Annotated in this window: 26 protein-coding genes; 20 read left to right on the top strand and 6 right to left on the bottom strand. The window is 54.3% G+C overall.

Annotated features, from left to right (window positions below; genetic code table 11):
* Positions 1 to 370 precede the first annotated feature (370 nt).
* A complete protein-coding gene (locus VN577_08440; protein ID HWR14842.1) occupies positions 371 to 589 on the top strand; it encodes a hypothetical protein in 219 nt (72 codons plus the stop codon).
* Positions 590 to 1,221: 632 nt separating this feature from the next.
* Positions 1,222 to 2,193 carry a hypothetical protein gene (locus VN577_08445; protein ID HWR14843.1) on the top strand — a complete coding sequence of 324 codons (972 nt, stop codon included), beginning with the start codon at positions 1,222 to 1,224 and terminating at the stop codon, positions 2,191 to 2,193.
* Between the two features lie 675 nt (positions 2,194 to 2,868).
* On the opposite strand, the gene VN577_08450 is transcribed toward VN577_08445, so the two are convergent.
* From VN577_08450 to VN577_08460, 3 genes are all read right to left on the bottom strand, one after another.
* Positions 2,869 to 3,423, bottom strand: a complete 555-nt coding sequence (locus VN577_08450; protein HWR14844.1) for a hypothetical protein — start codon at positions 3,421 to 3,423, stop codon at positions 2,869 to 2,871.
* A 130-nt stretch (positions 3,424 to 3,553) separates the two neighbouring features.
* The gene (locus VN577_08455) at positions 3,554 to 3,877 is read right to left on the bottom strand and encodes a hypothetical protein (protein ID HWR14845.1); all 324 of its coding nucleotides are present in this window, start codon (positions 3,875 to 3,877) and stop codon (positions 3,554 to 3,556) included.
* Between the two features lie 162 nt (positions 3,878 to 4,039).
* Positions 4,040 to 4,372, bottom strand: coding sequence for a hypothetical protein (locus VN577_08460; protein ID HWR14846.1), 333 nt, complete (start codon positions 4,370 to 4,372; stop codon positions 4,040 to 4,042).
* A gap of 800 nt (positions 4,373 to 5,172) precedes the next feature.
* Here VN577_08460 and VN577_08465 point away from each other — a divergent pair.
* A complete protein-coding gene (locus VN577_08465) occupies positions 5,173 to 5,571 on the top strand; it encodes a hypothetical protein (GenBank protein HWR14847.1) in 399 nt (132 codons plus the stop codon).
* A 542-nt stretch (positions 5,572 to 6,113) separates the two neighbouring features.
* On the opposite strand, the gene VN577_08470 is transcribed toward VN577_08465, so the two are convergent.
* Complete coding sequence (locus VN577_08470; GenBank protein ID HWR14848.1) at positions 6,114 to 6,566, bottom strand: DUF302 domain-containing protein; 453 nt, start codon at positions 6,564 to 6,566, stop codon at positions 6,114 to 6,116.
* A gap of 319 nt (positions 6,567 to 6,885) precedes the next feature.
* On the opposite strand from VN577_08470, the gene VN577_08475 reads away from it, so the two are divergent.
* The 4 genes from VN577_08475 (at position 6,886) to VN577_08490 (ending at position 10,706) form a co-directional block, all read left to right on the top strand.
* Positions 6,886 to 7,983 (top strand): M48 family metallopeptidase, encoded by a 1,098-nt coding sequence (locus tag VN577_08475; protein ID HWR14849.1) that lies wholly within the window; start codon positions 6,886 to 6,888, stop codon positions 7,981 to 7,983.
* A gap of 109 nt (positions 7,984 to 8,092) precedes the next feature.
* Complete coding sequence (locus VN577_08480; protein HWR14850.1) at positions 8,093 to 9,145, top strand: trypsin-like peptidase domain-containing protein; 1,053 nt, start codon at positions 8,093 to 8,095, stop codon at positions 9,143 to 9,145.
* 16 nt (positions 9,146 to 9,161) lie between these two features.
* Positions 9,162 to 10,244, top strand: coding sequence for a methyltransferase domain-containing protein (locus VN577_08485; GenBank protein ID HWR14851.1), 1,083 nt, complete (start codon positions 9,162 to 9,164; stop codon positions 10,242 to 10,244).
* 42 nt (positions 10,245 to 10,286) lie between these two features.
* On the top strand, positions 10,287 to 10,706 hold the full coding sequence (locus VN577_08490; protein HWR14852.1) for a hypothetical protein: 420 nt from the start codon (positions 10,287 to 10,289) through the stop codon (positions 10,704 to 10,706).
* Between the two features lie 269 nt (positions 10,707 to 10,975).
* Here the strand turns inward: VN577_08490 and VN577_08495 are convergent, their stop codons facing one another.
* Together VN577_08495 and VN577_08500 are read right to left on the bottom strand one after the other, a co-directional pair.
* On the bottom strand, positions 10,976 to 12,361 hold the full coding sequence (locus VN577_08495) for a sigma-54 dependent transcriptional regulator (GenBank protein ID HWR14853.1): 1,386 nt from the start codon (positions 12,359 to 12,361) through the stop codon (positions 10,976 to 10,978).
* A 20-nt stretch (positions 12,362 to 12,381) separates the two neighbouring features.
* Positions 12,382 to 13,665, bottom strand: a complete 1,284-nt coding sequence (locus VN577_08500; GenBank protein ID HWR14854.1) for an ATP-binding protein — start codon at positions 13,663 to 13,665, stop codon at positions 12,382 to 12,384.
* 287 nt (positions 13,666 to 13,952) lie between these two features.
* Here VN577_08500 and VN577_08505 point away from each other — a divergent pair, with 287 nt between their 5' ends.
* The 13 genes from VN577_08505 (at position 13,953) to VN577_08565 (ending at position 26,546) form a co-directional block, all read left to right on the top strand.
* Positions 13,953 to 14,357 (top strand): hypothetical protein, encoded by a 405-nt coding sequence (locus tag VN577_08505; protein HWR14855.1) that lies wholly within the window; start codon positions 13,953 to 13,955, stop codon positions 14,355 to 14,357.
* Between the two features lie 116 nt (positions 14,358 to 14,473).
* Positions 14,474 to 15,826: a TolC family protein gene (locus VN577_08510; GenBank protein HWR14856.1), complete on the top strand. Its 1,353-nt coding sequence runs from the start codon at positions 14,474 to 14,476 to the stop codon at positions 15,824 to 15,826.
* Between the two features lie 171 nt (positions 15,827 to 15,997).
* Complete coding sequence (locus VN577_08515; GenBank protein ID HWR14857.1) at positions 15,998 to 17,431, top strand: efflux RND transporter periplasmic adaptor subunit; 1,434 nt, start codon at positions 15,998 to 16,000, stop codon at positions 17,429 to 17,431.
* 9 nt (positions 17,432 to 17,440) lie between these two features.
* Positions 17,441 to 17,932, top strand: a complete 492-nt coding sequence (locus VN577_08520) for a hypothetical protein (GenBank protein ID HWR14858.1) — start codon at positions 17,441 to 17,443, stop codon at positions 17,930 to 17,932.
* Positions 17,929 to 21,240: an efflux RND transporter permease subunit gene (locus VN577_08525; GenBank protein HWR14859.1), complete on the top strand. Its 3,312-nt coding sequence runs from the start codon at positions 17,929 to 17,931 to the stop codon at positions 21,238 to 21,240. Before VN577_08520 ends, VN577_08525 begins: the two co-directional genes overlap by 4 nt.
* Positions 21,241 to 21,248: 8 nt before the next feature.
* Positions 21,249 to 22,019, top strand: coding sequence for a lytic transglycosylase domain-containing protein (locus VN577_08530; protein HWR14860.1), 771 nt, complete (start codon positions 21,249 to 21,251; stop codon positions 22,017 to 22,019).
* A gap of 5 nt (positions 22,020 to 22,024) precedes the next feature.
* Positions 22,025 to 22,543: a Fe-S-containing protein gene (locus tag VN577_08535; GenBank protein ID HWR14861.1), complete on the top strand. Its 519-nt coding sequence runs from the start codon at positions 22,025 to 22,027 to the stop codon at positions 22,541 to 22,543.
* A 24-nt stretch (positions 22,544 to 22,567) separates the two neighbouring features.
* The gene (locus tag VN577_08540; GenBank protein HWR14862.1) at positions 22,568 to 22,936 is read left to right on the top strand and encodes a hypothetical protein; all 369 of its coding nucleotides are present in this window, start codon (positions 22,568 to 22,570) and stop codon (positions 22,934 to 22,936) included.
* Between the two features lie 154 nt (positions 22,937 to 23,090).
* Complete coding sequence (locus VN577_08545) at positions 23,091 to 23,528, top strand: DUF2318 domain-containing protein (protein HWR14863.1); 438 nt, start codon at positions 23,091 to 23,093, stop codon at positions 23,526 to 23,528.
* Between the two features lie 9 nt (positions 23,529 to 23,537).
* Complete coding sequence (locus VN577_08550; protein HWR14864.1) at positions 23,538 to 24,779, top strand: FtsX-like permease family protein; 1,242 nt, start codon at positions 23,538 to 23,540, stop codon at positions 24,777 to 24,779.
* Positions 24,780 to 24,790: 11 nt separating this feature from the next.
* Entirely contained in the window at positions 24,791 to 25,543 is a 753-nt protein-coding gene (locus VN577_08555; GenBank protein ID HWR14865.1) for an ABC transporter ATP-binding protein, read from the top strand.
* Between the two features lie 9 nt (positions 25,544 to 25,552).
* On the top strand, positions 25,553 to 25,882 hold the full coding sequence (locus tag VN577_08560) for a hypothetical protein (protein HWR14866.1): 330 nt from the start codon (positions 25,553 to 25,555) through the stop codon (positions 25,880 to 25,882).
* 19 nt (positions 25,883 to 25,901) lie between these two features.
* Complete coding sequence (locus tag VN577_08565; GenBank protein HWR14867.1) at positions 25,902 to 26,546, top strand: tetratricopeptide repeat protein; 645 nt, start codon at positions 25,902 to 25,904, stop codon at positions 26,544 to 26,546.
* Positions 26,547 to 26,706 lie beyond the last annotated feature (160 nt).

Below are 26,706 nucleotides of genomic sequence, written 5' to 3' on the forward strand. Positions count from 1 at the left end.
TTACAGCTCAGCTGTGGTGGAGTTAGCGCAGCTTGGGTGACACATGGATTCGTCTATGTGGCAGAAAGGAGATCTTATGGCCAAGTGGGGAGTCTGGTTCGCTGTTGTTCTCATATCGGCTGCATCAGCCATGGCTCAAACCATACTTCGTCCCAGTTCCGCAGCTGCTGCAGAGGGTGGATCAAATGGCTTTTGGTATCCTGCTCTGGCCTTCGACGGCGACATGACAACACCGTCGACAGCCTCGCCAGTATGTGAGGCCTACGGCAGCGAGAGTTTGTGGGAAATTTGGCAGGGGTTCCCGCAAGCACCACCGCACGATTCTCTAGTGCTAAAGGTTCGATCCCAAGTCAGGCATGAGGGTACGAGGGTGTCTGCTCGCCTGTATTGGACCGACAATTCTGGAACACCTTACAACATCTACTCGGTGAACAACCTCGATCGGGCAGAACAAACGGACACAATCATTCTTCCACCGACCTTCGATACAACGAAGCTGGGAGTTAGCGCACTGGTGACGTGCGCCGCCCGGGATGCATATGCCTGGGGTGAAATGAACATATACGAAATCTGGGTTGAGGTGTATTGACTTCCATGGTTTGCACAGAAGGAAAGACGCGACGTGCAGTTGGCACTTAGGCTTACTTTTTAGGCCCCTGGCTGCTCAGAGTGATCTCCTCGGCCCCATCCTTTGCTGGCAGGGTGGGGCCCTTTTCCTCACCCATCGATCCGCAACTATGTCCACATAGTAGAAAGGAGAAAACAGATGAGACGCCTCATCGTTTTGCTATTGTTGGCGCCACTCTTGCCAATGGTGGCCGTGGCTGGTTGTCCTCGCGCAGAATTCACCAACGTAACCACCAGTTGTTCTTGCACCGGACAGAGCGTTCCTGCAACTGCCTGCCGGTCCACTACAGAGAACGTATCGTGCACGAATGTCTACCCAGGCAACTACTGTGGAAGCAGTGGAGCGAAGGACTGTTATGTTTCGTCCGCTCAACCCAACTGCTGGTTAGGGCCGGCCACCAGTACCCCAGCGAACATTCTTCCAAATCTCGACAATATTTTCTTGGATGATACTCGTGCGGAGTCAGCGTGGGCTGACGTCCCTACTTGCAGCGTCATAGCAACACACGCAAAGACTCCGCGCTGGAACAACTTAACTCAGCCGTCACCGCTGCTTGGTAGGCAATGATGACTCGCTTGCATATTAGATGTCTCGTGCCGCTGCTTTGGGCGCTCGCTGCCGTTGGACAACAGCGTAACCCAAGTGAGCAAAAGCAACGGGTGGAAGAGGCGCGGTTGCTCCAAGCCTCTTCTAAGATTGTCGCAAGCGTTCCTCCGTTTGGATCCATTGGTCCGGCGCAATGCGATTCAAGGGGCACCCTTTACTTCCATGCTTCATCGACACTTGATGCGAGTACGATCCTGGAACTCTCTGCCGATGGTTCCAAGTACAAGTTCTATCGATTACCGCCTGACCTTGCTGAATCCAACTGGTTCATCCAGTTTCGTGCAACTCCCTCGGGCGATTTGCGGCTGTTAACGGAGTCGGAGGATGGCCTACGGGTTATCGAATTCGCCAAAGACGGGAGCGTGGCAACGAAGACTCGGCTCGATGTACCCAAGCATCTTAAAGTCACAGGCTTTGCAAGCTTTAACTCTGGTGCGACGTTGCTGCTAGGGTACTTCGGGAAAGCGGCGGAAGATCGCGACAAGGGGCACAGGTATGCTGCTGTCTTTGATCCTTCCGGTAAGCTGGTAAAGCGACTGGGCAGGAATCTTGGAACAATTGACCTCGGACATGAGCCGTATGCCACAATTGCCATGGCCGCTGTCGGCGAAGACGATGCGGTGTACTTCCTTGTGAACGACCAACTCCTAGTCGTTTCCCAATCAGGACAGTTTCTTCGGAGGCTCCCTGTACGCAAGGTCAAGGATGATTTCTTTCCCAATGCGATCCAGGTCTCCGGTGGGCTGATTGCGATCCAGTATTACAAGAACGTGGGGCAAGGAAAGCCCTTCTTGTCACGGTACCTTGTTCTGAATGCCTACACCGGAACCGAGACGGGATTCTATCTCCCTGAGGAAGAACTGGGGAACTCCCTGGTATGCTTCTCCGCCGAGGAGGGCTTTACTTTCACCAGAGTTATAGAAGGCAAAGAGGTGTTGCTTAAAGCTCAGCTCAAATAAGTCATGGTCTTCCGCACTAGCGTGCCATCCTTTTTTGGAAGACTTCCCCACTTGTTTCCTCGAATCATCTAGATGACATTGGAAGACTCTCGTACGAATCGATTGTTAGGTTCTGCGGCTCGCAGCTGTTTAACCGCTGGCTGGAATACGCTGCGGCTCCTTATCGAATTGCCGGAGCCCGAAACTGAGGTTGCGAAGCGCTTCTTGGCAGATGTGCTTAACTTCTCGGTTCTGGAGACCTGTGATTTCACTAACCCTGGGAACGCTAAGCGAAAACGCACCCACTAATACGACGACTGTGCGCTGCTCTGGAGAAAGTTCCAGAAGTGAATGAACTAGCGGGTCAGTCGATCGGGACGCCGGTGCAGCTACTCGATGGAGCACGGTTAGGGCGCAGCGTAATACTGCGACAGTATTGTCGCGAGTCTTTAGTGAAGGCGACTTCAGGTGTTCCACAAGGGTTTCGATAGTGAGTGATTCCGCTAACTCCGGAGCTCCGGTTAACAAGTGGAAGAAGCGCAATAAAAGAGGCACCCACCTCGATAAAAGAAATTGCGTGTCTGGTGCAACGGGTTCCATATTTACTTCGGTTCTGTTTCCGAGAATCCCGGTAGCAGGGCTGACAACTGCGATGGCGGGCGAGTACGGCACAGTCATCAGCCCGCTACTAGGAATTCATGCGATGCCCATTTCGCTGGCGATTTGTTGCTGTTCGCGGAGGAGCTTGTCCACCGCCTTTTCGACCTTCTGCAACTCGGTTGCTCCCTTTCCAGCATTTTTCGGCTGACTGAATTCGGTGATGGCGTTGTTTGCCGCTTTGGCCAGGCTCTCGTTGGCTTTGGCAACGTTCTTGATCGTCTTCTTCAATCCTTCTAGCTGGGACTGAGTCAAGCTCTTTACGAATTCATGGTGCCCAGTCATATTCGTGTCGAGCGCCGATCTTAGTGCCTCCAGTTGACCGGTGTAGTCAGCGGCGGCGACGGATGGGCGACGGAACTCCTCCAGTTGTTGCTTGAAGGCCTGAGTATTCTGACTCCAGTGCTGAAAGTGGCTCTTTTGCTCCGCCGTCGTCTGTATTGCAAGGTCCATAGCCTTCGTTGCGTTCGTGTGAGTATGACTCCCACCGCTGTTCATCCCGCCCATGCTGTGTCCTGCGTGCTGAGCAAGCAGAGGTTGTGAAAACAAAGCCAGTAGAATTGTGCCAAGGTAGACTGCGGTCTTGAGTTTCATAAGAGTATGTTCTTGATCTCCTTTTGATGTTGAATTACGTCTATTCCTTTTTCGTTCCCAAAACTATGCCAACGTGGAACCTATCGAGGTGCTCGCGGCCTTTACCTCCCTGACCGCGACGCTTGCCTGTTTAGCTCACGAGCATCAGCGCATCAGCCTTCCTGGTCGGATAGCTGTGCCAGTTCAGCAGGCGTCGCATTTGCGCCCGACTTGCTTCACAGAGTTCTGCAACAGACTCACCGGGCCATCCCGTGGTGAGTTCAATCCAGTCAAGCGTTAGTCCGTAGACCGTGTGAAGTAAGAACACCAATCGTTCCTGTGGACTGAGGAACATCAAAGCCTTATCGAATTTGGAACCGTCGGTATCGAACAGGGATGTTCTTGCCAGTGGTTTGGAGCTGAATTGCCGATTTAGTGCGCTCTCGACCGCGCATTCCCACAGAACCAGAGGCATTTGAATCACTTCGTAAGGCAAGCCCGTCCGCATGTATTCTGAAAAAGCTTCAATGGCCGCGACAGTTCCTTGGGGTCGGCTGCCCAGGAAGAGTCGAGAAAATGAATGGATGATGGGAAACCACCTCTCATAAAATGTTCGAATCTCCCGACTGCTAGCCATCTATGCCGTCTCCTGGGGCATGCACTCGACCTCGCCAGATGAATAGCTATTTGAGCGAGATGTGCCAGCTGCCTGAACATCTGCTCCGATCTCATTAGCGTGCAGGTCAAGAGCGCCATACCTAGCAAATGTTGCTCTAGAGCTTGCGATCTTCGCGCGGATTCGCTGCGCAGTGATCGGCCTGCCGCCGTTTACGATCAGAGCAAGGGTTGTACCGGTAAGTGGATCGTTGAAGAGAACCATGTCCGGAATGCCTCTCTGACGTGAGCCGCGCTGGATTCCTTGATATTTACCACCTCCAGCAATTACGGCTTCCTGGATATTGCTCTCCATAACTCGTCTCCCGACTCTTGGAGAAGCACGGGAAGGGCCAATCCTTCTTTCTGAAATTCACGAGGGAAGTTGAGGAATCTAAGCAGGTTTATGCCGATTCAGAACCGCAACCATTCGCAAATGCCCCAATTCCGGCACTGCGTGCCGCATCAGAACCGGTTTCTTGAGACCAGAGGCAATCCTCGCCCAAAGTAGATGACCTGCACGGCTGACTCCGTGAACACAACAAAAGCAGCCAGATAGACGGCTGCAGAGTTGGACTGATACTGGCCGCAATCAGGCAAGGATCAGTTTGGAATTTCACGTGCCTTGTACAGTGGTGCATTGCCAGTGTGCAGAAAGGAGCAGTGATGGAGGCCCGCATGAACACCGCACAAACCACAATCGGAACTGTTGCCTTCGTTCTCATGCTCGCCGTGTCGGCCGAGACCGCAAATGCACAAGTATGCGGCAACCTTAATAGCGCCCCTTATGGACGGACGGTCTGGAACGCAAACCTAGCCCGACCAGCACTGAGCCAGCAAAATTGGATTGGAAATGATCTACAGTTCCCGGCGTTTTCACCCAGACGCACCCACGCATACACGACTACACCGGGGTTTTTCGGGTTCTGGCATTACGGACCGGCGCCGGGTTTGTATGCAAATCATTATGGCTACTACTCGCGTCCTAATGTTGTTTTGAAACCTCGCTTTGGTTGGCTGAGATACAGGCCTCATCGACCGCATTAGAAGCGCTGGAGATCAACGAATCGAGATGCAGAGTACAGGAATTACTACAACCTAATCAGGAGACTCAGAATGAAGAAAATACGATTATTGTTTGTCTTTCTCACCCTACTTGCCGCTATCAGTTCGGCGGTCGCGCAAAACCAAATCATCAAGGCTGGCAAGAAAGGCCAGATCGTCTTAAGCGAGCAAACCAAGGTAGCAGATGTCACGCTTAAGCCTGGTCATTACCAGATCCAACATCGCGATTCCGGTTCTGATCACTTCGTGCAGTTCATTGCTTTCAAGGGACATACCACAATGATGTCCAGTAATCCCGCAACGCCCTCAGAAGCAGGCGAAATCAAGTGCTCGGTGGAGCCTCTGGCCAAAAAGGCAAAGCAGACCGCCGTGTATACAACGAACAACGCAGGCGAACGCAGAATTACGCGTGTTGAAATTGCGGGGGAGAGCGTCGCGCACGTGTTTTAAGGAGCGGAGCCTCGATCTATCTGGGCGCCTGCTTGGCAGCAGGCGCCGGTGTTCGTAATGAAAGCATTTTATGAAGTTTGGCAGTTGCGCTCAGATGCGGCGCTGGGGTACAAACCAACATGTTGTCAGCACAACAAGTCGGCAGAGGGGCGCGTTGGCTGTTTGCCTTGGTTATTTTCATGTACCTGTGGCGTGAAGGTGGCTACTGGCGTTATGTTTCAGCGGGTGGAATCCTGTTGATGACTATCTTGTTATCCATGATGGCCTTTGCTCATCGGCATCATAAGGGAAATTAAGGCGCTACAGGATTCCGGGCCGCTCACGACTAGCCCCCTCAAAAAGAGTACGCAGGCCCTCATTGGTGGCTACCCTGGAAGACCCAGTTTTCACCGCCTGATGGCCTGCGATACCCAGCGCGCTAAGAACTCACTTAAAACCTTGCGCTCAGTTCCCGCACCGGTGGATCGATCCCTTCGAATGCTTTGTTCACAACGCAGTTTCCCCAATCGTTTGGGATCTGAGACATGAATGATCACACCCATTCACCTGTGCATGCTAACGACATTCGTGTTTTCCAGTGTCTGTCGTTCATGTTTTCCGAGGTGCAGTAGAACATCTCGCATCTTCCGGTTCAACTCTTGCCCCAGCACGCGCATACCTAACGAAGCATGTGACATTAGCGAGGGCTGAACCAATACGGAGACAATCGTAACACCCCCATTTTGATAAACCGCCACATTGAACGGCACCACCAGTCCTCCGTTAGAGTCACTGAGGATCGCCTGATACGCAGAAAACGGATGCCAGGCAATCAAGACGACATAACGGGTGGCCGAAACACCAATACGACTATCCAACTCCTTGGTGAAATCCACTTCCAAAAGAATGCGAAATTCCCGAAGTGCCAATTCAGAGCGCAGAGATTCGAGCGTTTGCTCAAAGCTCATTGCCGTTTGTACCGCAATAACATTTTCTGGTGGTGTAATGATCGTCATGGGTCCTGCCTCGCTATTTCTCAAAGCAAGAACAATGCCAACCACGGGTTATGAAGCTCAGCCCGTAGTTCGTGCTAATTCGTGCTCAATCGAGCATGTGGTGAGCACGAAAGGTAGCAACGGCGCGAAACCTCTGTCCCATATAGGCCAGCGACTGGCGTATTTGGCACCCAGTAGTTGGCTCTTGCGCCTCGGTATTCGCTGTTCTTTCTATTACAGCGATAAACCGCATCGTGGGGAGTTAGCCTTAGAAGAAATCTGTTAACTGGCAGCACACGTGCATCGAGGATGGGCAGCGATGGAACGGGAGGACGCATGTATGCGACCCGTGATCGGCTATTCTCTCGCCGTAGTGCTCGCCGTACTGATGTCCGGTTCGGTGAACGCTCAAACTGCAAGCGTTTCAACGCGTGATTCCAATATCTCGGCAGAAGCAGAGCGTGGCGTTCCATCGGGGGGAAAGAAAAAGCAAGAAAAGCGGCGGCGCAAGCTGTCCCCAAAATACGATGTCAACCGAATCGGCGATCGGGGAATTGGAAGCGGAATCAACATCTATTCCATCGAAAGAGAGCAAAGCCTGGGACGCGAACTCGCAAATGCGATAGATCAGGAAAGCAAGTTTCTCGATGACGATGTAGTTGTTCAGTACGTAAATCGCCTGGCACAGAACATTGTTCGGCATTCAGACGCGACAATCCCGTTCAGGATAAGAGTTCTCGACAACGATGAAGTGAACGCGTTTGCATTGCCAGGCGGTTACCTGTATGTGAACAGCGGGCTAATCGCCGCAGCACAGAATGAAGCGGAACTGGCCGGAGTGATCGCCCACGAGGTTGCGCACGTGGCTGCCCGACATGGCACCAAAAGTGAAACCAAAGGAGTATTCCTGACTCTCGCGACCATTCCCCTAGTGTTCGTTCCGGCGGGAGGCATCATCCGGCAGGTCACGGGAATCGCGGGCCCACTCTCTTCGTTGAGGTTCAGCCGTAAAGCAGAGCTTGAGGCAGATCTCCTGGGAATGGAATATGCCTTTAGCACCGGATATGACCCGACGTGTCTAGTGCAGTTGTTCGAACGGGTTAGTGTCGACCATCCGGCGCCGCGTTCTCGCTTGGCCCGCATCTTTTCGACGCATCCGCCAACGAGCGATCGTATCATCGCAGCGCAAGCAGTCATCGCCGACTATCTCTCGGACCGAGAGACCTATATCGTGAGTACCAGCGAATTCGACAATATTCGCGAACGCTTACTTGCGCGCGAGGCGGGCGCACGGCTGGGAAGAAACTCAACTGGTCCCCTCCTACGTCGAAAAACTCCTGCACAGGCAGGCCCTGCCAACCCGGGCGACAACGATCATGGATCCGAGGGGTCGCCACAGCCCCAGTGGGCAGCAAAGCAACAGCAACCTGGAAGCTGAGTTACTTGATTTCACTTCGGAAGAGCCTGGCGACAAAATTGCACTGTAGGGACCCGTTAGCCGGTCTAGCTCTAGGAGAGTGACTGTGAATGGATCATCGAGAGTGATCATGCTTGCGGCAATATTGTTGATGAGTCGGGTGCTAGTGTCGGCGCAAATCTCCTCGGCGCCGTTGCTGGCTGATGAGCAGAACACGATTCAGGTATTCAAACAGGCGAGTCCAGGAGTTGTGCATATTAAGGCACGACTCATGCTGTCTTCCCCCTTCGAGTCGCGTTCTATTGAGGAAAGTACTGGGACCGGGTTCCTTATCGACAAAGCGGGACGCATCATTACAGCTTTTCACGTCGTAAAAGACAAGGATGAGATTGCCATAACCCTGTCGAACCGCAAGCGCTTCGACGCACGGCTGATAGGAACCGCTCCACAGCTGGACCTTGCCTTACTCCAGATTGAGGCCCCAGCGGAAGATTTGGTTCCACTGAAACTAGGCAGTTCAGAATCCTTGCAGGTTGGACAAAAGGTGATCGCAATCGGGAATGCGATTGGGCTGCACAACACGCTCAGTGTAGGGGTAATTAGCGCCGTTCAGCGAACGATGGACGACTCGGCACTTGAATTGGCCGACGCCATTATTCAAACCGATGCCGCCATCAATCCCGGAAACAGTGGTGGACCACTCCTGAATACTTCGGGTGAGGTCATTGGGGTGAACGACGCTGTGATCCGCGGTGCCCAGAATGTCGGCTTTGCGATACCGATCGACCTGGCACGGGCCGTCATTCCCGATTTGATTGAGATGGGTCACGCTTACCGTCCGCTGTTGGGTTTCAGCGGAAGTGAGCTTACTCCCGGCATAGCCAAGCTCTTCGGAATTCCACTGGAGCGTGGCTTCCTGGTGGAAGAGGTTTTGCCGAATTCTCCTGCTGCAATCGCTGGTTTGCGCACCGGCAAACGGGTAGTAGTAGTCGGGCAGAAGCCATACACGCTTGGTGGGGACATTATTGTGGCGATCAATGGATCTGCAGTGACCACGTCTGCTGACATTGCGAAAGCCCTCCTTCGCGCTCGCCCGGGCGAATTGCTCAAGTTGCGGCTCTACCGACAGGGCAAGACCGTCGAAGCCACCGTGCCGTTGACAGCCATGGACATGCGTTTCTGAGAAGGGAGCACAACTTATGAGCGATGCGGCCACAGCACAGTCCGATTGCCAGAGGTGTTCGCGGACGGTTGAAGACATTCGTCATTGTCGCAACTATCAGCACGTCTCGATCAGATTCTGGTGCCTCGACATCACCTCTGGGACGATCTTGGCACTTTTGATTGTCGCGCTCCATGATTTATTGATTCCCAACAGCGTCTCTCTTCCGTGGAGCCTTCTCGCATCGATGTCGATCCTAATGGTGCTGCAGTTCATGTTCTCTCTGTTGATCGGCGGCGTAACCGGCTCACTGGAGGCAATGATTCCGGGGACCTTCGTTGCGATGGGCGCTATGATCGTCGCCTTGATGCCGATGGGGCAAGTAAGCAGGCTCGTTGCCGGAGCGACGGTCGGCCTCTTGATCAGTGCGGGCTTTGTTCTGATGGATGCCATCCTTAGGCGACGGCCGAATGGAGTCGCTTCGAAATTGCAAACCAGATCAGTATCGAAGCCTCCTTCTTTCACGATCCCCACGCCCGCTTGGGTGTATGACTTGTTAGAAGAGGCTGGTGCGCACAGGAGGGCATGTCCACAGCGCCGGCTGTTCGCGCAGATGGGAGAGCGGGTTCTGTTTGTCGCTGCCGGTTCAGGATTGAATTTCGCCAACTTTCCACCGCATCGTAGCATTGTTGCTGTTGACGTCAATCCTGAGATGTTGCAGCGAGCTCACGCTCGGGCGAAGACATATGACGGAATACTGGTTCTGATGAACGCAGATGTTCAGAAGCTACCGTTTGAGGATGCAGCATTTGATACGATCGCAACTGCATCTACCTTCTGCAGCGTACCCGATCCTGGCCTAGGACTTTCAGAGCTTTATCGTGTGCTCAAGCCTGGAGGAAACCTCCTGATGTTTGAACACGTACGAAGCAGGAACGCGGCGGTGGCACTGAATCAGGATATGATGAACTTCTTCATGCGGTTCTTAGGGCCGAGTATCAACCGGGACACAGCGACGACGGTCAGAAACGCGGGGTTTGTCATTGATCGAATCGGAAGCGCGTACTTGGACGTGTTTCTCGCAATTGAGGGGCACAAGCCAGCTAGGGCGCTGCCGTAGCTTTGCAGTCTTGGAATGCGGTGGTGAAGAGGTGGGAAAGAAATGTCTCGGCTTGGAACTTACAAAGAGATCGTCTTTGGGATCTCGTTTGGAATTGGCGCATCGCTGATTGATGTGGCGATGCACGCTACCATGGGGGAAGGTGATTGGCTGGCCGAGTTGACTCGACCCTCGCTCGTTATGGCAGTGTACCGTACACTGTTTCTCTTGCTGGGAATAGGACTCGGCGTGCTCCTGTGGCAACGAAATCGCAAGGAACGCGATTTTCGACAGCTCTTAGCTTCTTTCGACGCCCTCCGACGACGGATCGCCGCGCCTTCCATGCTTGTCCACACGAATCTCCAGTTGCTGCTCACGAGTTACCAAAGTCAGTTCCCGCCGGATGCGTCACAACTCATCTCGACAGCTTACGAAAACTCGCGTGCCATTCAGCGGGTGCTGGCCGACACCTCAGATTTGTAAAGAAGATCAAATTCTTAAGAAAGAAAAGCACCGCAAGGAGGCACTGTGCTTTGGGGCGAGGGGCTGCCAGTTCCTTGCGGTGCTCGTGGTGAGCCGTCTGTGTACTGTGGGGGAGGGCGGCTCTTCCCATGGCTGCTGCTGTTGCCTCTTACTCTTGCATCTATGCAATCTCGATTCCAATCAAGAACCCAGTGAAATTGCCGACGAAGTAGGTTGGCGAGATTGGGCGCTGACGCATTTCGGACAATCGATTCCTGATTTAAGGCAGGTTAACCCGAGCTTTCGGAAAAAGGCTCCTGTTCTGTCGAGGTATCTCGCTCGACGAGACCGAATTTTTCCATTCGATAGATCAGGGTCTTTCTACTGATGTTGAGATAACGGGCAGCACGCGTCTGGTTCCAGTGGTGTTTCTCGAGTGCCTGTACAAGGATCTCCTTCTCCACTTCTTCCAGACTGATGCCTTCATCGGGGAGTTTCAAACCGATGGAGGCAATCCGGCTGCGGCCCGTCCTGATTTCGGCAGGAAGATCAGACGCACTGATCTGGTTGCCCACGGCTAAGACCGATACCCGCTCAATGACGTTTTCAAGTTCGCGAATGTTTCCCGGCCAGTCGTATTTGTAGAGTAGTTCCATGGCATCATCAGCCAAGCTCAGCCTGCCAGTATTGTAGCGTTCGGAGAACCGCTTCAAGAAGTGCGCCGCCAGAGGTGGAATATCCTCCCGACGCTCACGCAAGGGCGGCAATTCGATGGTAATGACACTCAGTCGGTAGTAGAGGTCTCCACGAAGGTTTCCATCCTCTACCTGCGTTTTGAGGTCCCGGTTTGTCGCGGCAATGATTCGCACGTTGACCTTGACCGGATGGGAACTACCAATCTTGTCCACCTCCCGCTCCTGCAAAACTCGCAGTATCTTGACTTGCATGTTGAGCGGAAGTTCGCCAATCTCATCGAGAAAGATAGTGCCTTCGTTAGCGGCTTCAAATTTTCCAGCGCGATCACCGGCGGCACCGGTGAAGGCGCCTTTCGTGTGCCCAAACAGTTCCGATTCAACCAGCGTTTCCGGTAAAGCCCCGCAATTGACCGCAATAAACGGCTTTCCTGCTCGCAGGCTGTTTTGATGGATGGCTTTGGCCAGCAATTCCTTGCCAGTTCCGCTCTCTCCGGTTATCAGCACTGTGCTATCACGGCGAGCTACTTGACCAGCTATCGCTAACACGTCCCGCATTTTCTTGGAACTTCCAATCAAACTCGAGAACTGAAACTCGGTGCCGACCAAGTCTCGCAAATAACGGTTTTCGTCGACTAGTTGCTGGCGCTCGAACATCCGGCTAACACTTAGCTTCAGCTCTTCCGGATTAATTGGCTTCAAAATGTAGTCAGCGGCGCCAAGTCGCATTGCGTCCACGGCATCGGAAACCGTACCGAACGCGGTGATCAGGATAACGGGGACATCTTCATCAATCGCCTTGACCTTGGCCATCAGGTCCAGGCCGGACATAGCTGGCATGCGCATGTCCGTGATCACCACGGAGGGCGAGTGTTGTTGAAACGCCTTCAGACCATTTAAGCCATCGGTTGCGGTGGTGACTTCGTAGCCGGCCTCCTGCAACCAGAATTCAATGATCCTGCGCTGTCCCGGATCATCATCCACAATGAGAATCGAACCTTGCTTCATGATCCCAACCTCTCGGTTACTTGGGCATCGGGAAACGGGAGTCTTACCGTGAAGGTCATTCCACGATCATTATTTCGTCGGACCCGGATATGCCCCTTGTGCTGGCTAACGATTCGATAGGCAATCGACAGTCCCATTCCTGTCCCTTCGGCCCGGGTGGTATAGAAAGGGTTGAAGATCCTTTCCAGATCGGCCTCCGGTATGCCTCGCCCTTGGTCAACAACCTCCAGTTCAACAAAGTCACTGGTGCTGAATGCCCTGTAGGTTAACGTTCCTCCAGGTCCCATCGCTTGAATGGCGTTTAACCCAAGGTTTAGCAGCACTTGTTTCATCTGATCCACATCGACACGAATTGTATCCTTGACCTGACCGACCTCAGCCTTGACGGTCACTCCGGCTAATTTGGCGGTTTCAGCAAGCAGCTTGAGCACCGAATCCACCAGTATTTGCGGATCGGTTTCGACGATGCGCGGCGGAGCGGGGCGGCCAAAGTCCAAGACATTGCTGACCAGATTCTTTAGACGTTCGATTTCAGCCACGGCCAAGGTTGCGAATTCCCTTCTGGTTGCGATCGGCAATTCTTCCCGTCGAAGAATCTGTACGGCCCCATCGATTGCTCCCAACGGGTTACGGATCTCGTGCGCCAGTCCTGCGGCCAGCTCGCCCAGTGCCGAGAGTCGGTCGGCGCGTCGTAGTTGCTCAAAACTGTCCTGCAGCTGCTTGTAGACCTCGCTTAACTGCTGGGCCGTAGCTTCCGCCTTGTATCGTTGCGTTCGTTCGTGATCGGAAAGAATGCCGATAATGAGGCTGATCGGAAAGAACATCCCAATCTCGATGTATTGCGAGGCACTGAAATCGGGATGCATATGCCAAGCCATCCAGATATGAGGGATATAGACGATGCCGCAAAAGACCGAGGCAATCAGTCCCCCTCTCCATCCGTACCAGAGTGCAAAGAGCGAAAGCGGTATGTAATAGGCTCTTTGCAGGAGTTGATGGAGAAGCATATGAGAGGTCGCCGCATAGTAGTGCAATGCCGAGACGCCTACGACCGCGACTCCAGCGACGAGGATACGCACGAGATGTCGGTTCATGATCTTGACGCGGATTCTAGCACCGGACAACAACTGCCGCCGGGTACGGCTATCCAGGTACGACTCCAGAGCCGTGTCCGCCCTTACCCATGCCGTCAGGCAGTAATTCGCGGCGTCATTCCATTCATTCCAATGAGCCATACGTGTTGAACGTTGCATGTTTAGGACCGAGAGCGATTGAATCAATGAAGAGCTTCATCCCCGACTTCGCACGCGCTATCTTTCTTAGGACACGTAGTACTCTGTCCAGCGTGAGCGGACTATTTGCGGCACGCAACTGCCCGATTTGGGGCACCGGGGGACAGATAGGTCCACGATTGCCTCGCTAGTTACAGGGAAACACAAGATCAACCGTTTGGCATGGCAACTGCATTGATACTGGCGAACTCCCGAGCTGATTCAAACCGTAATCTCCGGTGTGATTGAGGTCACAGACGCAGGTGATTCACCGGGATATTCTGATCAAAATAGCAATGGCACGGAAATTCAAATTCGTCACGGTGGTGCTGGCGGTCCTGATCTTTGTTGGGTCTGTTCCGATTTCGGCGCGTTGTGACCGTAGCCAACAAAGCGAACGCCGCGAGCATTGCGCTCCCGATTGCCCGATGATGGCGCACGCGGGCGTGCCGGCTGACACATCGTTCAATCTGCAGTCAGCCCTGAACAGCATTCCAGAGCGAACGAACTGCTGCACTATCTCCAATTCACGTCCCGAAACCGTGGCACAGCTCCAGGTACCAACGACGATGGCTGCAGACATGGTTTTCAGCACCACCGAAGCAGTGGCTCTGGTGTTCGCGGTTGCTGGCACATCTCCAGCTGTGCAGGAATCGTGTTATTCCGCAAGTCTTTCCTCAGCTTTTGTCCTTCGAATCTGATCTTGTTTCTCTAATCATCCTGCTCCGTAATTCCGATTAACTAGTCGGTGAAGTGTTCAATCTCACCGGGCGCTGTGTAACCGCCTGGTGGTGACTCCAGATTCCGAGTGAACTTAATGAAGAAGGTACGATTAATACTGTTCTTAGTGTTGGGGGCTGCAAGCTGGACGCTTGCGGCCGACAAAGGCGCCGGTTCGCAGGTCCAGGTAGAGGTTGCCCCAGCGTCGCCAACCAATGCGAACCCACCAGCGGCTGTGCTGACACTGGATGATGTGATTCGAGAAGGGCTCGAAAGGAACCCTTCCGTACAGGCGGCCTTCCACCAAGTCGAAGCGCAACGGCGCCGCGTGCCACAGGTTCGCACACTGCCCGATCCAACCGTTTCTACTGGCTGGGCCGGGAATATTACTCCTTTCAGCGTTCAAAATGGCGACCCATCCAGTTCACGTTTTGTGAGCGTGTCTCAGCAGCTGTTGTACCCAGGGAAGCTAAAGCTGCGTGGTGAAGTGGCGAGCAAAGAAGTGGAAGCCGCAACTTGGGACTACGAGGCCGTTCGTCGTCGCGTTGTCGCTGATCTCAAAGTGGCTTATTACGACTATTCCTTCCAGGACAAGGCAATTCAAACCACGCAACGGAACAAGGAACTGCTGCAGAAGCTCGCCAGCATTGCCGAAGCTCGCTATCGCGTCGGAAAAGGTGTTCAGCAGGACGTACTGAAATCACAGGTTGAGATCTCGTTGCTTTTGCAGAAGCTGACGGTCTTAGAGCAACAGAAAAAGACCGCTCAGGTGCGCCTGAACACACTGCTGGCACGAGATCCGGAATCACCGTTGCCTCCAGCAGCCGATTTGCCGGTGCCAGAGATGGCCATCAGTCTGGAAGCTCTATATGCGCAAGCCCGTGCGGCCGATCCCTTGCTGCAACGAGAGCAGACCCTAGTGCAGCGGAGCAATGTTGCCATCAGTCTAGCCAAGCGGGACTACTACCCGGATTTTACGGTCGGCTACATGTATCAGCAGCGTCCTGATATGCCGGACATGAATGGATTCACGTTCGGCGTGAATATTCCGATCTTCTACAAAACGAAACAGCGCGAGGCGGTTCGTCAAGCGGCGGAAGAGCGCATCAGCGCCGAGCGCAGTCGCGACAATCGGCAAAATGAACTGAACTTCGAGTTGAAGCAGCAGTACCTCGCAGCCCAGGCTTCGAGCCAGCTGTTGCGCCTCTATTCTGAAGGCGTGGTCCCGCAGTCCTCGCTTGCCCTGGAATCTTCCATGTCGGCTTATCAGGTCGGCAACGTCGATTTCCTCACCGTGATCGGTAACTTCACCACACTCTTGAACTACCAAGTGGATTACTACCGCGAACTCGCCAATTTCGATTCGGCTCTGGCTCGGATTGAAGCCCTGGTGGGAGTGGACCCGACGGTGGCGAAGGCGACGACTGATGTGCAAACGGAAAAGAGGTAAGTGTATGCGGAACTCTACAGGTGCCAAGATTTTGACTGATCTTAAGGAACAATTCGAAACATTGCCCAAAGAAATCAGGAAGCAGCTCATCGCCGTGCTCGATGAAATGGGAAAAGAGCTTGAGCGCACTGAGCGAAAGTCAGCTGCAATTTACGACAGGAGCACACATTCATGGTTCGCAAGAGCGTAATCATTGCCGCGGTCTTCACCGCTGTCATTGTTCTCGGTTTTATCTATCGAGGAAAGATTGTTACTGCATTTCACCGGCTTCGCTCGACTCAGACGGCCTCCAGTTCAGCTACGCCCGGAGAGAAGAAGGTGCTGTATTGGTACGACGCGATGAATCCGACGCATACCTACGATAAACCCGGGAAGGCTCCGGACGGCATGGATCTGGTCCCGAAGTATGCGGAAGAGGAAGTTGCCGCTAGCTCGTCCTCGGAAGGCCATTCCGGACATAAGGAACGCAAAGTCTTGTACTGGTACGACCCGATGCACCCCGTCTACAAGGCGAACAAGCCTGGAACAGCCCCCGATTGCGGCATGGAACTCGTGCCGAAGTATGCCGACGAGGATACGGGTGAGGCGGCGATGGCTGTGGGAACGGTGAAGATCTCTACCGAAAAGCAACAGCTTATCGGCGTGCGTACTGCGACCGTCGAGCGCAAGCCATTGGTCCGCAGCGTGCGCACAACCGGACAACTTACGGCAGACGAAACCAGGATTGCGCACGTGCACGTCAAGATCAGTGGCTACATCGACCAAGTGTATGTCGACTACGTCGGTCAGCTGGTAAAGAAAGGGCAACCGCTGTTCACCGTTTACAGCCCCGACTTGGTGGCGACCCAGGAGGAGTATCTCATCGCCAAGCGGGGCGACAAGACGATGGGTGGCTCTCAATTCAAGGAGGTATCGGAAGGGGCCCAGTCATTGCTCGAATCCGCCCGTCGGCGGCTGAAACTTTGGGACATCAGCGACGAACAGATTCACCGCTTGGATCGAACGGGAGAAGTAACGCGCACGATGACGTTTTACTCCCCGGTTGACGGTTTCGTGATGGAGCGCAAGGCATTTCCGCAAACGGCTATCACGCCCGATATGGATCTGTATCAGATCACGGATTTATCGAAGGTTTGGGTCAATGCCGACGTGTACGAGTATGAAGTGCCGTTCGTCAAAGTCGGCCAGAGCGTCGACATGCAGCTTAGCTATTATCCCGGCAAAACCTATACCGGCAAGATCACCTACATCTATCCGACGGTTGACCCCGTAGCCCGCACGGTCAAGGTACGCATCGAGGTCCCAAACCCGGATTTCGAACTCAAACCCCAGATGTTCGCCAATGTGGAATTGAAGATCAATTACGGCACTCACGTTGTCGTACCACAAGAGGCGGTGATGGATTCCGGAGACAAGCAGTATGTGTTCCTGGTGCATGACGGAGGCACATTCGAGCCGCGGAATATCGAGATTGGTCCAAAGTTGGACGGGAAAGTAGCCGTACTTTCCGGTCTCGAGGCAGGTGACACGATCGTCACCTCCGGCAACTTCCTGGTTGATTCGGAAAGCCGTTTGAAGAGCGCCATGGGCGGCATGAAGCACTGAGGAGGGCGTATGGCGAAAAAAGCTTCCATCGTGTCGCTGGTAGTTCTGGTTATCGTGGGTGGTCTGTTCATGGCCGGAGATTGGTCGATGCGTCGGCGTGAACGTGAATTCTGTGGGATCTGCCGGCGACACGTAAACCCGAAACTGGCGGTTGTGGCCGTACTTGGAGGCAAACAGCGGCACGTGTGTTGCGCTCGTTGTGCGGTCACCGAGGCCCGTCAAGAGAAGCAACCGCTGCGATTGGTATCGGTCACCGATTACACATCCGGCCGAACCATCAATCCGGCCGATGCCTGGTTCGTAGAAGACAGTCGAGCAATGGCGTGCGACCACGACATGTCGATGACTGACGAGAGTAAACAGCCGTTACAAATGACATTTGATCGCTGCGCTCCTGGAGCTTTTGCGTTTACTTCCGAGCAACAGGCACGCAGTTTTGTTCAAGAGAATGGGGGCGTCATCCGTCGTCTTCCCGAGCTTGCAAAAGAGGTTCAGCAATGATTGATCATCTTATCGAAGCCTGCGCCAAGAACAAATTCCTGGTGTTTCTCTTCATTGGCGTGGCCCTTCTCTTTGGCGTGCACTCGCTGAAGAACACCAAACTGGATGCTATCCCTGATCTCTCCGATACACAGGTCATTGTGTATTCGCGATGGGATCGCAGCCCAGACATCATGGAAGATCAGGTCACTTACCCGATTGTGTCAGCCCTGCTGGGTTTACCCAAAGTCAAGGACATTCGTGGTTTCTCGGATTTCGGGTACTCGTATGTCTACATCATCTTTGAAGAAGGTACCGACATCTACTGGGCACGCTCCCGGACCCTGGAATATCTGAGTTCCGTTACTCCGCGATTGCCCAAAGGAGTGAACGTAGAGCTTGCCAAGGATGACACTGCCGTCGGTTGGGTCTACCAGTATGCCCTGGTCGATACTGCCGGTCAGTACAGTCTGGAGCAAATGCGTAGCTACCAGGACTGGTACCTACGCTACGCCCTGCAATCGGTTCCCGGGGTGGCCGAGGTGGCTCCTCTGGGCGGCTTCGTGCGGCAATACCAAGTCAATGTCGATCCCAACAAGCTGCTCGGATACAAGATCCCGATCAACATGGTCGTGGAAGCGGTCCAGAAGGGCAATAACGACGTGGGCGCGCGTTTGGTGGAAATGAGCGGTCGGGAATACATGGTGCGGGGCCGCGGCTATATCAAGTCGCTGGATGACATCGGCAAGATCGTGGTCATGAACAATCCCCAGACCGGCACACCGGTTCTCGTGCGCGATATCGCCACCGTCACCTACGGGCCTGAGATTCGCCGTGGTGTCGGCGAAATTGATGGCCGTGGTGAAACGGTTGGTGGCGTGGTGATCATGCGTTTCGGCGAGAACGCTCAGAAAGTCATCGAACGCGTAAAGGAGAAGATCAAAGATCTGGAGCCAACTCTGCCGAAGGGCTTGAAGATTGTCAACACCTACGATCGTTCCGATCTGATCGATCGCTCGGTTGAAAACCTCAAACACACGCTGCTTGAGGAGTTAATCATCGTCAGCCTGGTGATCATGATCTTCCTGTGGCACTTTCCCAGTGCCATCATTCCCATCATCACGATTCCAATCACCGTGGTGTTGGCCTTTATCCCCATGCAGTTGAGCGGCATGACAGCCAACATCATGTCCCTGGGAGGAATCGCTGTCGCGATCGGGGCCATGGTGGACGCCGCCGTTGTGGTAGTTGAGCAGACCCACAAGAAACTTGAGCACTGGAACGCCGAAGGCCGCCCGGGGGATTACCACCAGGTGGTTATCTCCGCCGTTAAGGAGGTGGGCGGACCCAGCTTCTTCGCACTTTTGGTGATTGCCGTCTCCTTCCTTCCCGTCTTCACGTTGGAAGCGCAGGAAGGCCGGTTGTTCAAACCATTGGCGTACACCAAGAACTTTTCCATGGCGATCGCGGCCGTGCTGGCCGTAACTCTTGATCCAGCCATGCGGTTGCTGTTTACCCGGATGGATAATTTCACTTTCCGCCCGAAGTGGCTGGCCAAAATCGTGAATGCCGTTCTGGTCGGCAAGATTCACAGCGAAGATGATCATCCCATCAGCCGTCCACTGATGAAGATCTACCACCCGGTCGTTGAGTTTGTCCTCGAACACAAGTGGAAGACGATTGCGGCTGCGGTGCTAGCGATGGTACTCACGGTTCCTGTGTTCTTCAAGCTTGGTTCTGAGTTCATGCCTCCGCTGGATGAAGGCACGTTGCTGTACATGCCAACCACCCTGCCAGGCATGTCGGTTACCGAGGCATCTCGCATTCTCCAGATCCAGGACAAGATCATGAAAAGTTTCCCGGAGGTGCAGAGCGTATTTGGCAAAGCGGGCCGTGTCGAGAGCTCAACTGATCCAGCGCCGTACGCCATGATGGAATCAGTAGTAGTTCTAAAGCCTCAGGAGCAATGGCCGAAGCGCTCACGCTGGTACTCCAGATGGGCTCCTGACTGGCTACAGGGTATGCTCCGCCGTTTCTGGCCGGACCACAAAACAACACAAGAATTGATCTATGGTCCCGGCGGTCTGAACGAAGCGCTCACCATTCCAGGCATTGCCAATGCATGGACCATGCCCATCAAGGGACGCATTGACATGCTCACTACCGGCGTGCGAACGCCGTTGGGTATCAAGATCCTCGGTTCCGACTTAGGGGAGGTACAGAAGGTTGGCGAAGAAATCGAGATGGCGCTCAAGGACATTCCGGGTACAACCAGCGTGTTCGCCGAGCGAACCACAGGTGGATACTTCCTGGACTTCGATCTTAAACGCGACGAACTCGCTCGGTACGGTCTGACGATCGATGATGCCAATGAGGTATTGATGTCTGCCGTCGGAGGCGAAGACGTTACCACGACCGTAGAGGGTCGCGAACGGTACCCGGTCAATGTTCGGTACCTGCGAGACTATCGCAGCGACATTGACAAGCTACAGCGCGTGTTGGTTTCAACGCCGTCGGGCGCGCAGATCCCGTTGGGGCAGATTGCCGATATCTCTCTGAAAACCGGTCCCGGCATGATTCGCGACGAGAACGGCAGGTTGAGCGGCTACGTGTACGTCGACGTGTCCGGCCGTGACATTGGCAGCTACGTGGAGCAAGCCAAGAAAGTGGTTAGCGAGAAGGTTAGTGTCCCCGTGGGCTATCAGCTTGTCTGGAGCGGTCAGTACGAGTCGATGATCCGCGTCAAGGAGCGGCTGAAGATCGTGCTGCCGGTAACGCTGTTCATCGTGTTCCTGCTGCTGTACTTCAATACGAAGTCGACAGTGAAGACGATGATCATCCTGCTGGCGGTTCCTTTCTCCGCCATTGGAGCGATTTGGTTCCTCTATCTCCTCAACTACAACATGAGCATTGCCGTCTGGGTGGGATTGATCGCGCTTCTTGGGGTGGATGCGGAAACGGCGGTCTTCATGCTGCTGTATCTGGATCTGGCTTATCACGATGCGATCAACAAAGGCAAGATGCGCAGTTGGGACGATCTCCGTGAAGCCATCGTGGTGGGGGCCGTCAAGCGCCTTCGTCCGAAGGTGATGACCGTGGCCTGCATGTTGTTCGGATTGCTGCCGATCATGTGGTCGGTGGGAGCCGGCGGCGATGTGATGAAGCGCATCGCGGCTCCGATGATTGGAGGGATTCTTACTTCGTTTTTGATGGAACTGATCATCTATCCCCCGATCTTCGCGATCTGGAAGTGGAACTTCGAGGTCAAACCGAGACTGAAACACGAGCAGAACTCGTCCACACCGGTCGAGCAACTGACGAGCGCATAGCAGAGAACATGAGCAAATACGGCAAACGGATTCTACTTTTCGCGACGCTAATGATGGCGACCGGGGCCTTGGCGCAGTCTTCCAGTGCCGTGGAGGAGCAGTTTGCCGACCTGACGCAGTCACTGAGCGGAACGGCCGATCGCCTCCTGACGGCTGCTTCCGCTCACGACGCCGCTGTTCCCAACCCAGTAGCTAGTACGGCTATCTTGCCACAGCCAGCGGAAGCTCTCGGTCTGATGGCACGGAGTCGCCGGTGGCAGGAACTGCGCCAACAGATAGAACCCATTTTGAAAGCGCAAGGATTGCCGATTGAAGTTTTGGCAGTGGTGAAAGTCGAGAGTGGCGGCCAACCGGATGCGCTCTCCCGCGCAGGCGCCAGGGGACTGTGGCAGTTGATGCCGGACACGGCCCGGCGCTACGGACTGATTGTGGACGGCGCCACGGATGAACGTTTGGATCCGGAGAAGGCGACGTGGGCCGCCACTCAATACCTACGCGAGCTTCTGGAGCTGTTTGGAGATTGGCGGCTGGCGCTGGCGGCTTACAACGCCGGAGAAGACGCGGTGTCTCGTGCCATCACTCGCTCAGGATCGCGTGAGTTTGAGGTGTTGCGCCTGAAGCGAGTGCTACCGGAGGAGACACGCAAATACGTCCCCGCCGTTCTGGCTGTAATGAGGCAACTCGGAAGCGTCGGGGAACCCAAGCTGCCTGAACCGATTACACGAGTGTCTCTCGACAACAGCGCTCGGGTATATGCCTCGACGGACGCCGGAGATTAAACAGAATGGGACTCTACGCCAAAAAGAAGAGTGTCGGTGGCAAGTACGTCTTCTGGCCGGTGTGGGCGCTCTGCGGATTTCTTGCGCTAACGATGCTGGCAGCAGCCGTTCGCTTGTACCTGGACCAGCGGCCCAAGCGTTCCGACATTGCAGTCATGGATATACCGGAGGGCAATGAGATTCGATTCCGCTCGGCGGATTTTCCGGCCGGCCAGCTGCGAATGTTTCGTGTTTCCGGAACCGGAATCACTCTCGCGGTGAAGCGATTGCCAGATCGGGTTCACGTGGCTTTATCGAACTGCACGGTTTGCTCTCGTCATGGTCATAAGAGCTATGCCCAACAGAACGAGTTGTTCTGCGGTGTATGCAACCAGCCAATGCGTTTTGCGGAGGACGCATTGGCTGCAAGGATCGCGAAGGGCCAGTGCCCTCTTCCGGAAGTACCGGTTGCAGAAGAGCGCGGGATGATCGTGATCGCAACCAAAGACGTCGTCCGAGTTGCGGATCAGGCTTTGATGAAGTGAAGCAGGAAGAAGGAGAACAGTCAGATGAAAGTAAAGCAAGCATTTCTAACCATACTCGGTGTCGTCGTCCTTACTGGGTCCGTATGGGCTCAGCACAACCACAACCCAGCGGCTAAACCAGCCGTGAGCTCATCGGAGGAGACGACAGCCGCATGTCAACACCACATGATGGAGGCTAAGGACGCCTTGGCGAAGCTCGATGCCGCTGTCATGGACGCCCAGCAGGCGGAATCGCTGGAAGGCAAGCAGAAGGCATTGGCTGAGGTCAGCTCGCTCGTGGATCAACTCAAGCAGCACCTCAACATGTGTCCCATGATGCAGGCGGATTCGATGCAGCACATGGAGAACATGAATTGCATGGGGAAGAAAGCGAAAGACCAGAAGGCGGAGTGAATGAATTCGGAGGCGCGGATAATCCGCCCTCCGACTTATAGGTATTTCTTTATCGGAGTCAGGTATGTCGCATCATCATAATGAACAACGGCTAGCAAAGAGACAGCAGTTCTCTGGTCGCAATCAAAACAACAGTTTTCGCTGGGCAGTCGGCATGGTCGTCGTGGCCGGCGTGTTGGTCATCGCATTCCTCGCCTTTGGCCGGGGTGAACGAGCAGATAATAAAGGCAAACAGGTTATCGCCGTCAATAACGAGGTCAGGATACCGCTATCTGAAGTAAGCGATGGGAACGCCAAATTCTATCAATACAAAGCCAGCAACAATCGATTGGTCCGCTTCTTCGTGATCAAGAGCTCCGACGGGGTCTATCGAGCCGCGGCGGATGCCTGCGATGTCTGTTTCCGCGGAAAGAAAGGTTACTACCAGCAGGGAGATGACATGGTCTGCAGGAAGTGTGGCCGGCACTTCCCGTCGGCTGCGGTGAATGAAGTCACCGGGGGCTGCAACCCGGACGGGATCCCGCGGGCCATTCAGGGGAGCGACCTGGTTATTCAGACTGCTGAGCTCGAACAAAGAACTGTGCTCTTTTAGGTCTAACTTATGCGAATTAGTACGATTGCATTTGCGAACTTGAACCGACGTCGTGGCAAGGCCATCTTCCTGATAGTCGGCATTGCGATCGGTGTGGGAACTGTCGTGGCGCTCGCCACGCTGACCCGTTCGATCCAGGAGGAGATAGGAGGCCAACTGGATCGCTTCGGCGCCAATATTCTTATCCTTCCCCAGTCGAACACGATGGCTCTCGACTACGGTGGCGTGCCGGTGAGTGGGGTTGCGTTTGATGTCCACCAACTCACTAATGAGGACCTCGAGCGGATTCACCAAATCCCTTACAAAGGACGCCTGAGCGCGGTGGCGCCGAAAACACTCGCTTATGCCGATGTAGATGGCCAGAAGGTGATCCTGGCGGGGGTTGATTTTAAGAATGAACAAAGATTACGACGATGGTGGCGGCTCGAAGGAACTGTGCCGGCATCCGACACGGAGCTTTTGGTTGGCTTTGAGATCGCCAAGGCGCTCGGTTTGATTGCAAGCGAGAGCAACAAGAACGCGGTTGCGCAAGGGGCAGACAGTACCCATCACACCGCTGCTCCCGACGATCAATTCCGGATTTCGGTGGAGCGCATCAAGATCGCTGGCGTCGATCACCGTGTTTCTGGCGTGCTCCACGCGACGGGCGGCCCAGAAGACAAGATGATCTTCGGAAAACTTGTGCACATACAGCAGATCGCGAAGCGGGAAGGACAGATCGACGCCATCGAGGTGAGTGCACTCTGTAAGGATTGTCCAATCGATGACATCGTCAACCAAATCCGCGAAAAGCTGCCTCATGCGAAGGTCTCGGCGATTCAGCAGGCGGTGAAAGCGCGAGTGGAAATGGTGCAGCGTCTGTCACGCTTTTCAGCGGTCGTCTCCATTGTAGTGCTTCTGATTGCGACCTTGATGATTCTCACCTCGATGACCGGTTCGGTCGTCGAGCGCACCCGGGAATTTGGTGTGTTGCGAGCTATCGGTTTTCGAAAGTGGCACATCATTCAGGCTCTCATTCTGGAAGTTCTGGCGGTCGGCGCAATGGGAGGAACCGTTGGCTGGATTCTTGGAACCGGGGGCAGCTGGATTGTGCTGCCTTACTTTACCGAATTCGCTGCGCCTCCTGAAGCAAGGCCCGATTTGCTGGCAGCAGCCGTAGTCACTTCGATTCTGGTGAGTGTTGCTGCCAGTTTATACCCCGTCACCCGCGCTTCGCGGATGGACCCGGCTGACGCGGTGCGTTCGATCTAAGGGACTTGGATATGTCATTTATTGAACTGGATAAGATCACAAAGTTTTACGGCAGCAGCGAGCAACAAGAGACATACGTGTTGTCCGATGTTTCCCTCGCGATCGAGGAAGGCGAGTTTGTTTGCCTGATGGGCCCCTCGGGATCGGGAAAGAGCACGTTGCTGACGATCCTCGGAGCGATGAATCACCCTTCTGCGGGGCACGTGCTCATCGATGAAGTTGATGTTTATGCGCTTACCGACGAGCGGAGGGCGGATTTCCGTCGCGAATACTTGGGCTTTGTCTTTCAGCAGCATCACCTGATGCCGTACCTGACAGCGATTGAAAACGTAATGCTGCCCCTGGCGACAGTGCGACTCAATTCGGCGGAAAAGACGCGACGAGCTGTGGCGGCACTGGCTCAGGTGGGTCTGGCAGAAAAGCGAGATCGTCTTCCTAATCAATTATCGGGAGGGGAGCAAGGGCGCGTTGCCATTGCTCGGGCATTAGTGAATAACCCTCCGGTCATTCTTGCTGACGAACCCACCGGGACACTAGACAGCAAGACGGGGGAGGAGATCATGCGTGTTTTTCTCCGCCTCAACCATGAAGGACAGACGATCTTCATGGTAACGCATAACTCAGACAACGCTGCGGCAGCTCATCGGGTGCTGCACATCCGCGATGGGAAGCTTGAGGAGCGATCGAACGGAGATGCGCGCACAATTGCGTTTCCCTCTCCTGCCTCCAGCAGAGCAAGCATTCAACACACTACACAGACATAGGAGATGAATATGAAAACTATTACCGCGAAAACAGTGATTGCCATGATCGTCATGTTCTTAGGTGCTTACCCACTCGTTGCGGCCGAGCAGACACTGAAAGGCGTTGTTTCGGATTCCATGTGCGGCCGCAAGCACATGATGCCGGGCAAAACCGACGCCGAGTGCATTCGCGAATGTATCAAGGCGAAGAGCAAGTATGCGCTCGTCACAGCGGACAAGACTTACACCCTGCAGGCGCAGGCGACGGAATTGGAAAAGCTTGCCGGTAAGCAGGTGCAAGTCATTGGGGAGATCGACGGCCCCAATCTCAAGGTTTCTAAAATCACTCCCACCAAATAGCAACGATCAGGAGTTCGATATGAGTCGTCATAAAAGACCGGCAGATCTCCCGTCTGCCGGATACTGGACCTCTACGCAGTCATATGTGCTGGCTACAGTCACCCTGATCCTTGGTCTTGCGGTGGGGTACCTCGTCCGAGGCTCCGAAGGAGTCAGTCCGGCGAACGTAAGCACCTCGGTATCTGCCGCGACCGGGTCTATTCCCTCGGAGAGCTTTATCCAGCCTAAGGCAACACCGGAACTGACATCCAGGCTGGTCGAACCGCTGTTGATTGAGCTGAAGACAAGGCCCAACGATGCCACGCTGCTAAGCAAGATTGGGAATCTCTACTACGACCACAAGGAATATCCGAAGGCAATTGAGTATTACGAAAAGTCACTCGTCATCAAGCCGGACGATGCCGATGTGCGCACGGACATGGGAACGGCAATCTGGTATTCGGGCGATGCCGACCATGCGTTGAAAGAATACGAGCGCGCATTGAGCTATCGGCCAAACCATCCGAACACCTTATTCAATATGGGGATTGTGAGATGGCACGGCAAGAAGGATACGAAGGGGACTCTTGAGGCCTGGAACAAGTTGCTGAGCACAAATCCAAACTACCCAGAGCGAGACCGAGTGCTGCAGCTAATTCAACAAGTGCAATCTGGAAGGGATTAGCGGTTGGCGGCCGGTGAGCGGGTTGTGAGTGTCTGTCTTTGATTTGTCTATCGGTCCCTAGCTTGGGCGATGGGCTGCTCCATAGCCGATGACGTGGCGGGTACACAGGAGTGGTATGACCTCTAAAGTCGAAAGTAGCGTCCGAGTACAACAAGCAGAA

Source organism: Terriglobales bacterium (genome assembly GCA_035561515.1).
In the GTDB taxonomy this organism is placed as follows: domain Bacteria; phylum Acidobacteriota; class Terriglobia; order Terriglobales; family Acidobacteriaceae; genus DATMXP01.

What these genes read in the sequence shown, in the direction of transcription:
- VN577_08450 (HWR14844.1), bottom strand. Translation starts at nt 3,423, where the DNA reads ATGAAACTCAAGACCGCAGTCTACCTTGGCACAATTCTACTGGCTTTG.
- VN577_08455 (HWR14845.1), bottom strand. Translation starts at nt 3,877, where the DNA reads ATGCCTCTGGTTCTGTGGGAATGCGCGGTCGAGAGCGCACTAAATCGG.
- VN577_08460 (HWR14846.1), bottom strand. Translation starts at nt 4,372, where the DNA reads ATGGAGAGCAATATCCAGGAAGCCGTAATTGCTGGAGGTGGTAAATAT.
- VN577_08465 (HWR14847.1), top strand. Translation starts at nt 5,173, where the DNA reads ATGAAGAAAATACGATTATTGTTTGTCTTTCTCACCCTACTTGCCGCT.
- VN577_08470 (HWR14848.1), bottom strand. Translation starts at nt 6,566, where the DNA reads ATGACGATCATTACACCACCAGAAAATGTTATTGCGGTACAAACGGCA.
- VN577_08475 (HWR14849.1), top strand. Translation starts at nt 6,886, where the DNA reads ATGCGACCCGTGATCGGCTATTCTCTCGCCGTAGTGCTCGCCGTACTG.
- VN577_08480 (HWR14850.1), top strand. Translation starts at nt 8,093, where the DNA reads ATGCTTGCGGCAATATTGTTGATGAGTCGGGTGCTAGTGTCGGCGCAA.
- VN577_08485 (HWR14851.1), top strand. Translation starts at nt 9,162, where the DNA reads ATGAGCGATGCGGCCACAGCACAGTCCGATTGCCAGAGGTGTTCGCGG.
- VN577_08490 (HWR14852.1), top strand. Translation starts at nt 10,287, where the DNA reads ATGTCTCGGCTTGGAACTTACAAAGAGATCGTCTTTGGGATCTCGTTT.
- VN577_08505 (HWR14855.1), top strand. Translation starts at nt 13,953, where the DNA reads ATGGCACGGAAATTCAAATTCGTCACGGTGGTGCTGGCGGTCCTGATC.
- VN577_08510 (HWR14856.1), top strand. Translation starts at nt 14,474, where the DNA reads ATGAAGAAGGTACGATTAATACTGTTCTTAGTGTTGGGGGCTGCAAGC.
- VN577_08515 (HWR14857.1), top strand. Translation starts at nt 15,998, where the DNA reads ATGGTTCGCAAGAGCGTAATCATTGCCGCGGTCTTCACCGCTGTCATT.
- VN577_08520 (HWR14858.1), top strand. Translation starts at nt 17,441, where the DNA reads ATGGCGAAAAAAGCTTCCATCGTGTCGCTGGTAGTTCTGGTTATCGTG.
- VN577_08525 (HWR14859.1), top strand. Translation starts at nt 17,929, where the DNA reads ATGATTGATCATCTTATCGAAGCCTGCGCCAAGAACAAATTCCTGGTG.
- VN577_08530 (HWR14860.1), top strand. Translation starts at nt 21,249, where the DNA reads ATGAGCAAATACGGCAAACGGATTCTACTTTTCGCGACGCTAATGATG.
- VN577_08535 (HWR14861.1), top strand. Translation starts at nt 22,025, where the DNA reads ATGGGACTCTACGCCAAAAAGAAGAGTGTCGGTGGCAAGTACGTCTTC.
- VN577_08540 (HWR14862.1), top strand. Translation starts at nt 22,568, where the DNA reads ATGAAAGTAAAGCAAGCATTTCTAACCATACTCGGTGTCGTCGTCCTT.
- VN577_08545 (HWR14863.1), top strand. Translation starts at nt 23,091, where the DNA reads ATGGTCGTCGTGGCCGGCGTGTTGGTCATCGCATTCCTCGCCTTTGGC.
- VN577_08550 (HWR14864.1), top strand. Translation starts at nt 23,538, where the DNA reads ATGCGAATTAGTACGATTGCATTTGCGAACTTGAACCGACGTCGTGGC.
- VN577_08555 (HWR14865.1), top strand. Translation starts at nt 24,791, where the DNA reads ATGTCATTTATTGAACTGGATAAGATCACAAAGTTTTACGGCAGCAGC.
- VN577_08560 (HWR14866.1), top strand. Translation starts at nt 25,553, where the DNA reads ATGAAAACTATTACCGCGAAAACAGTGATTGCCATGATCGTCATGTTC.
- VN577_08565 (HWR14867.1), top strand. Translation starts at nt 25,902, where the DNA reads ATGAGTCGTCATAAAAGACCGGCAGATCTCCCGTCTGCCGGATACTGG.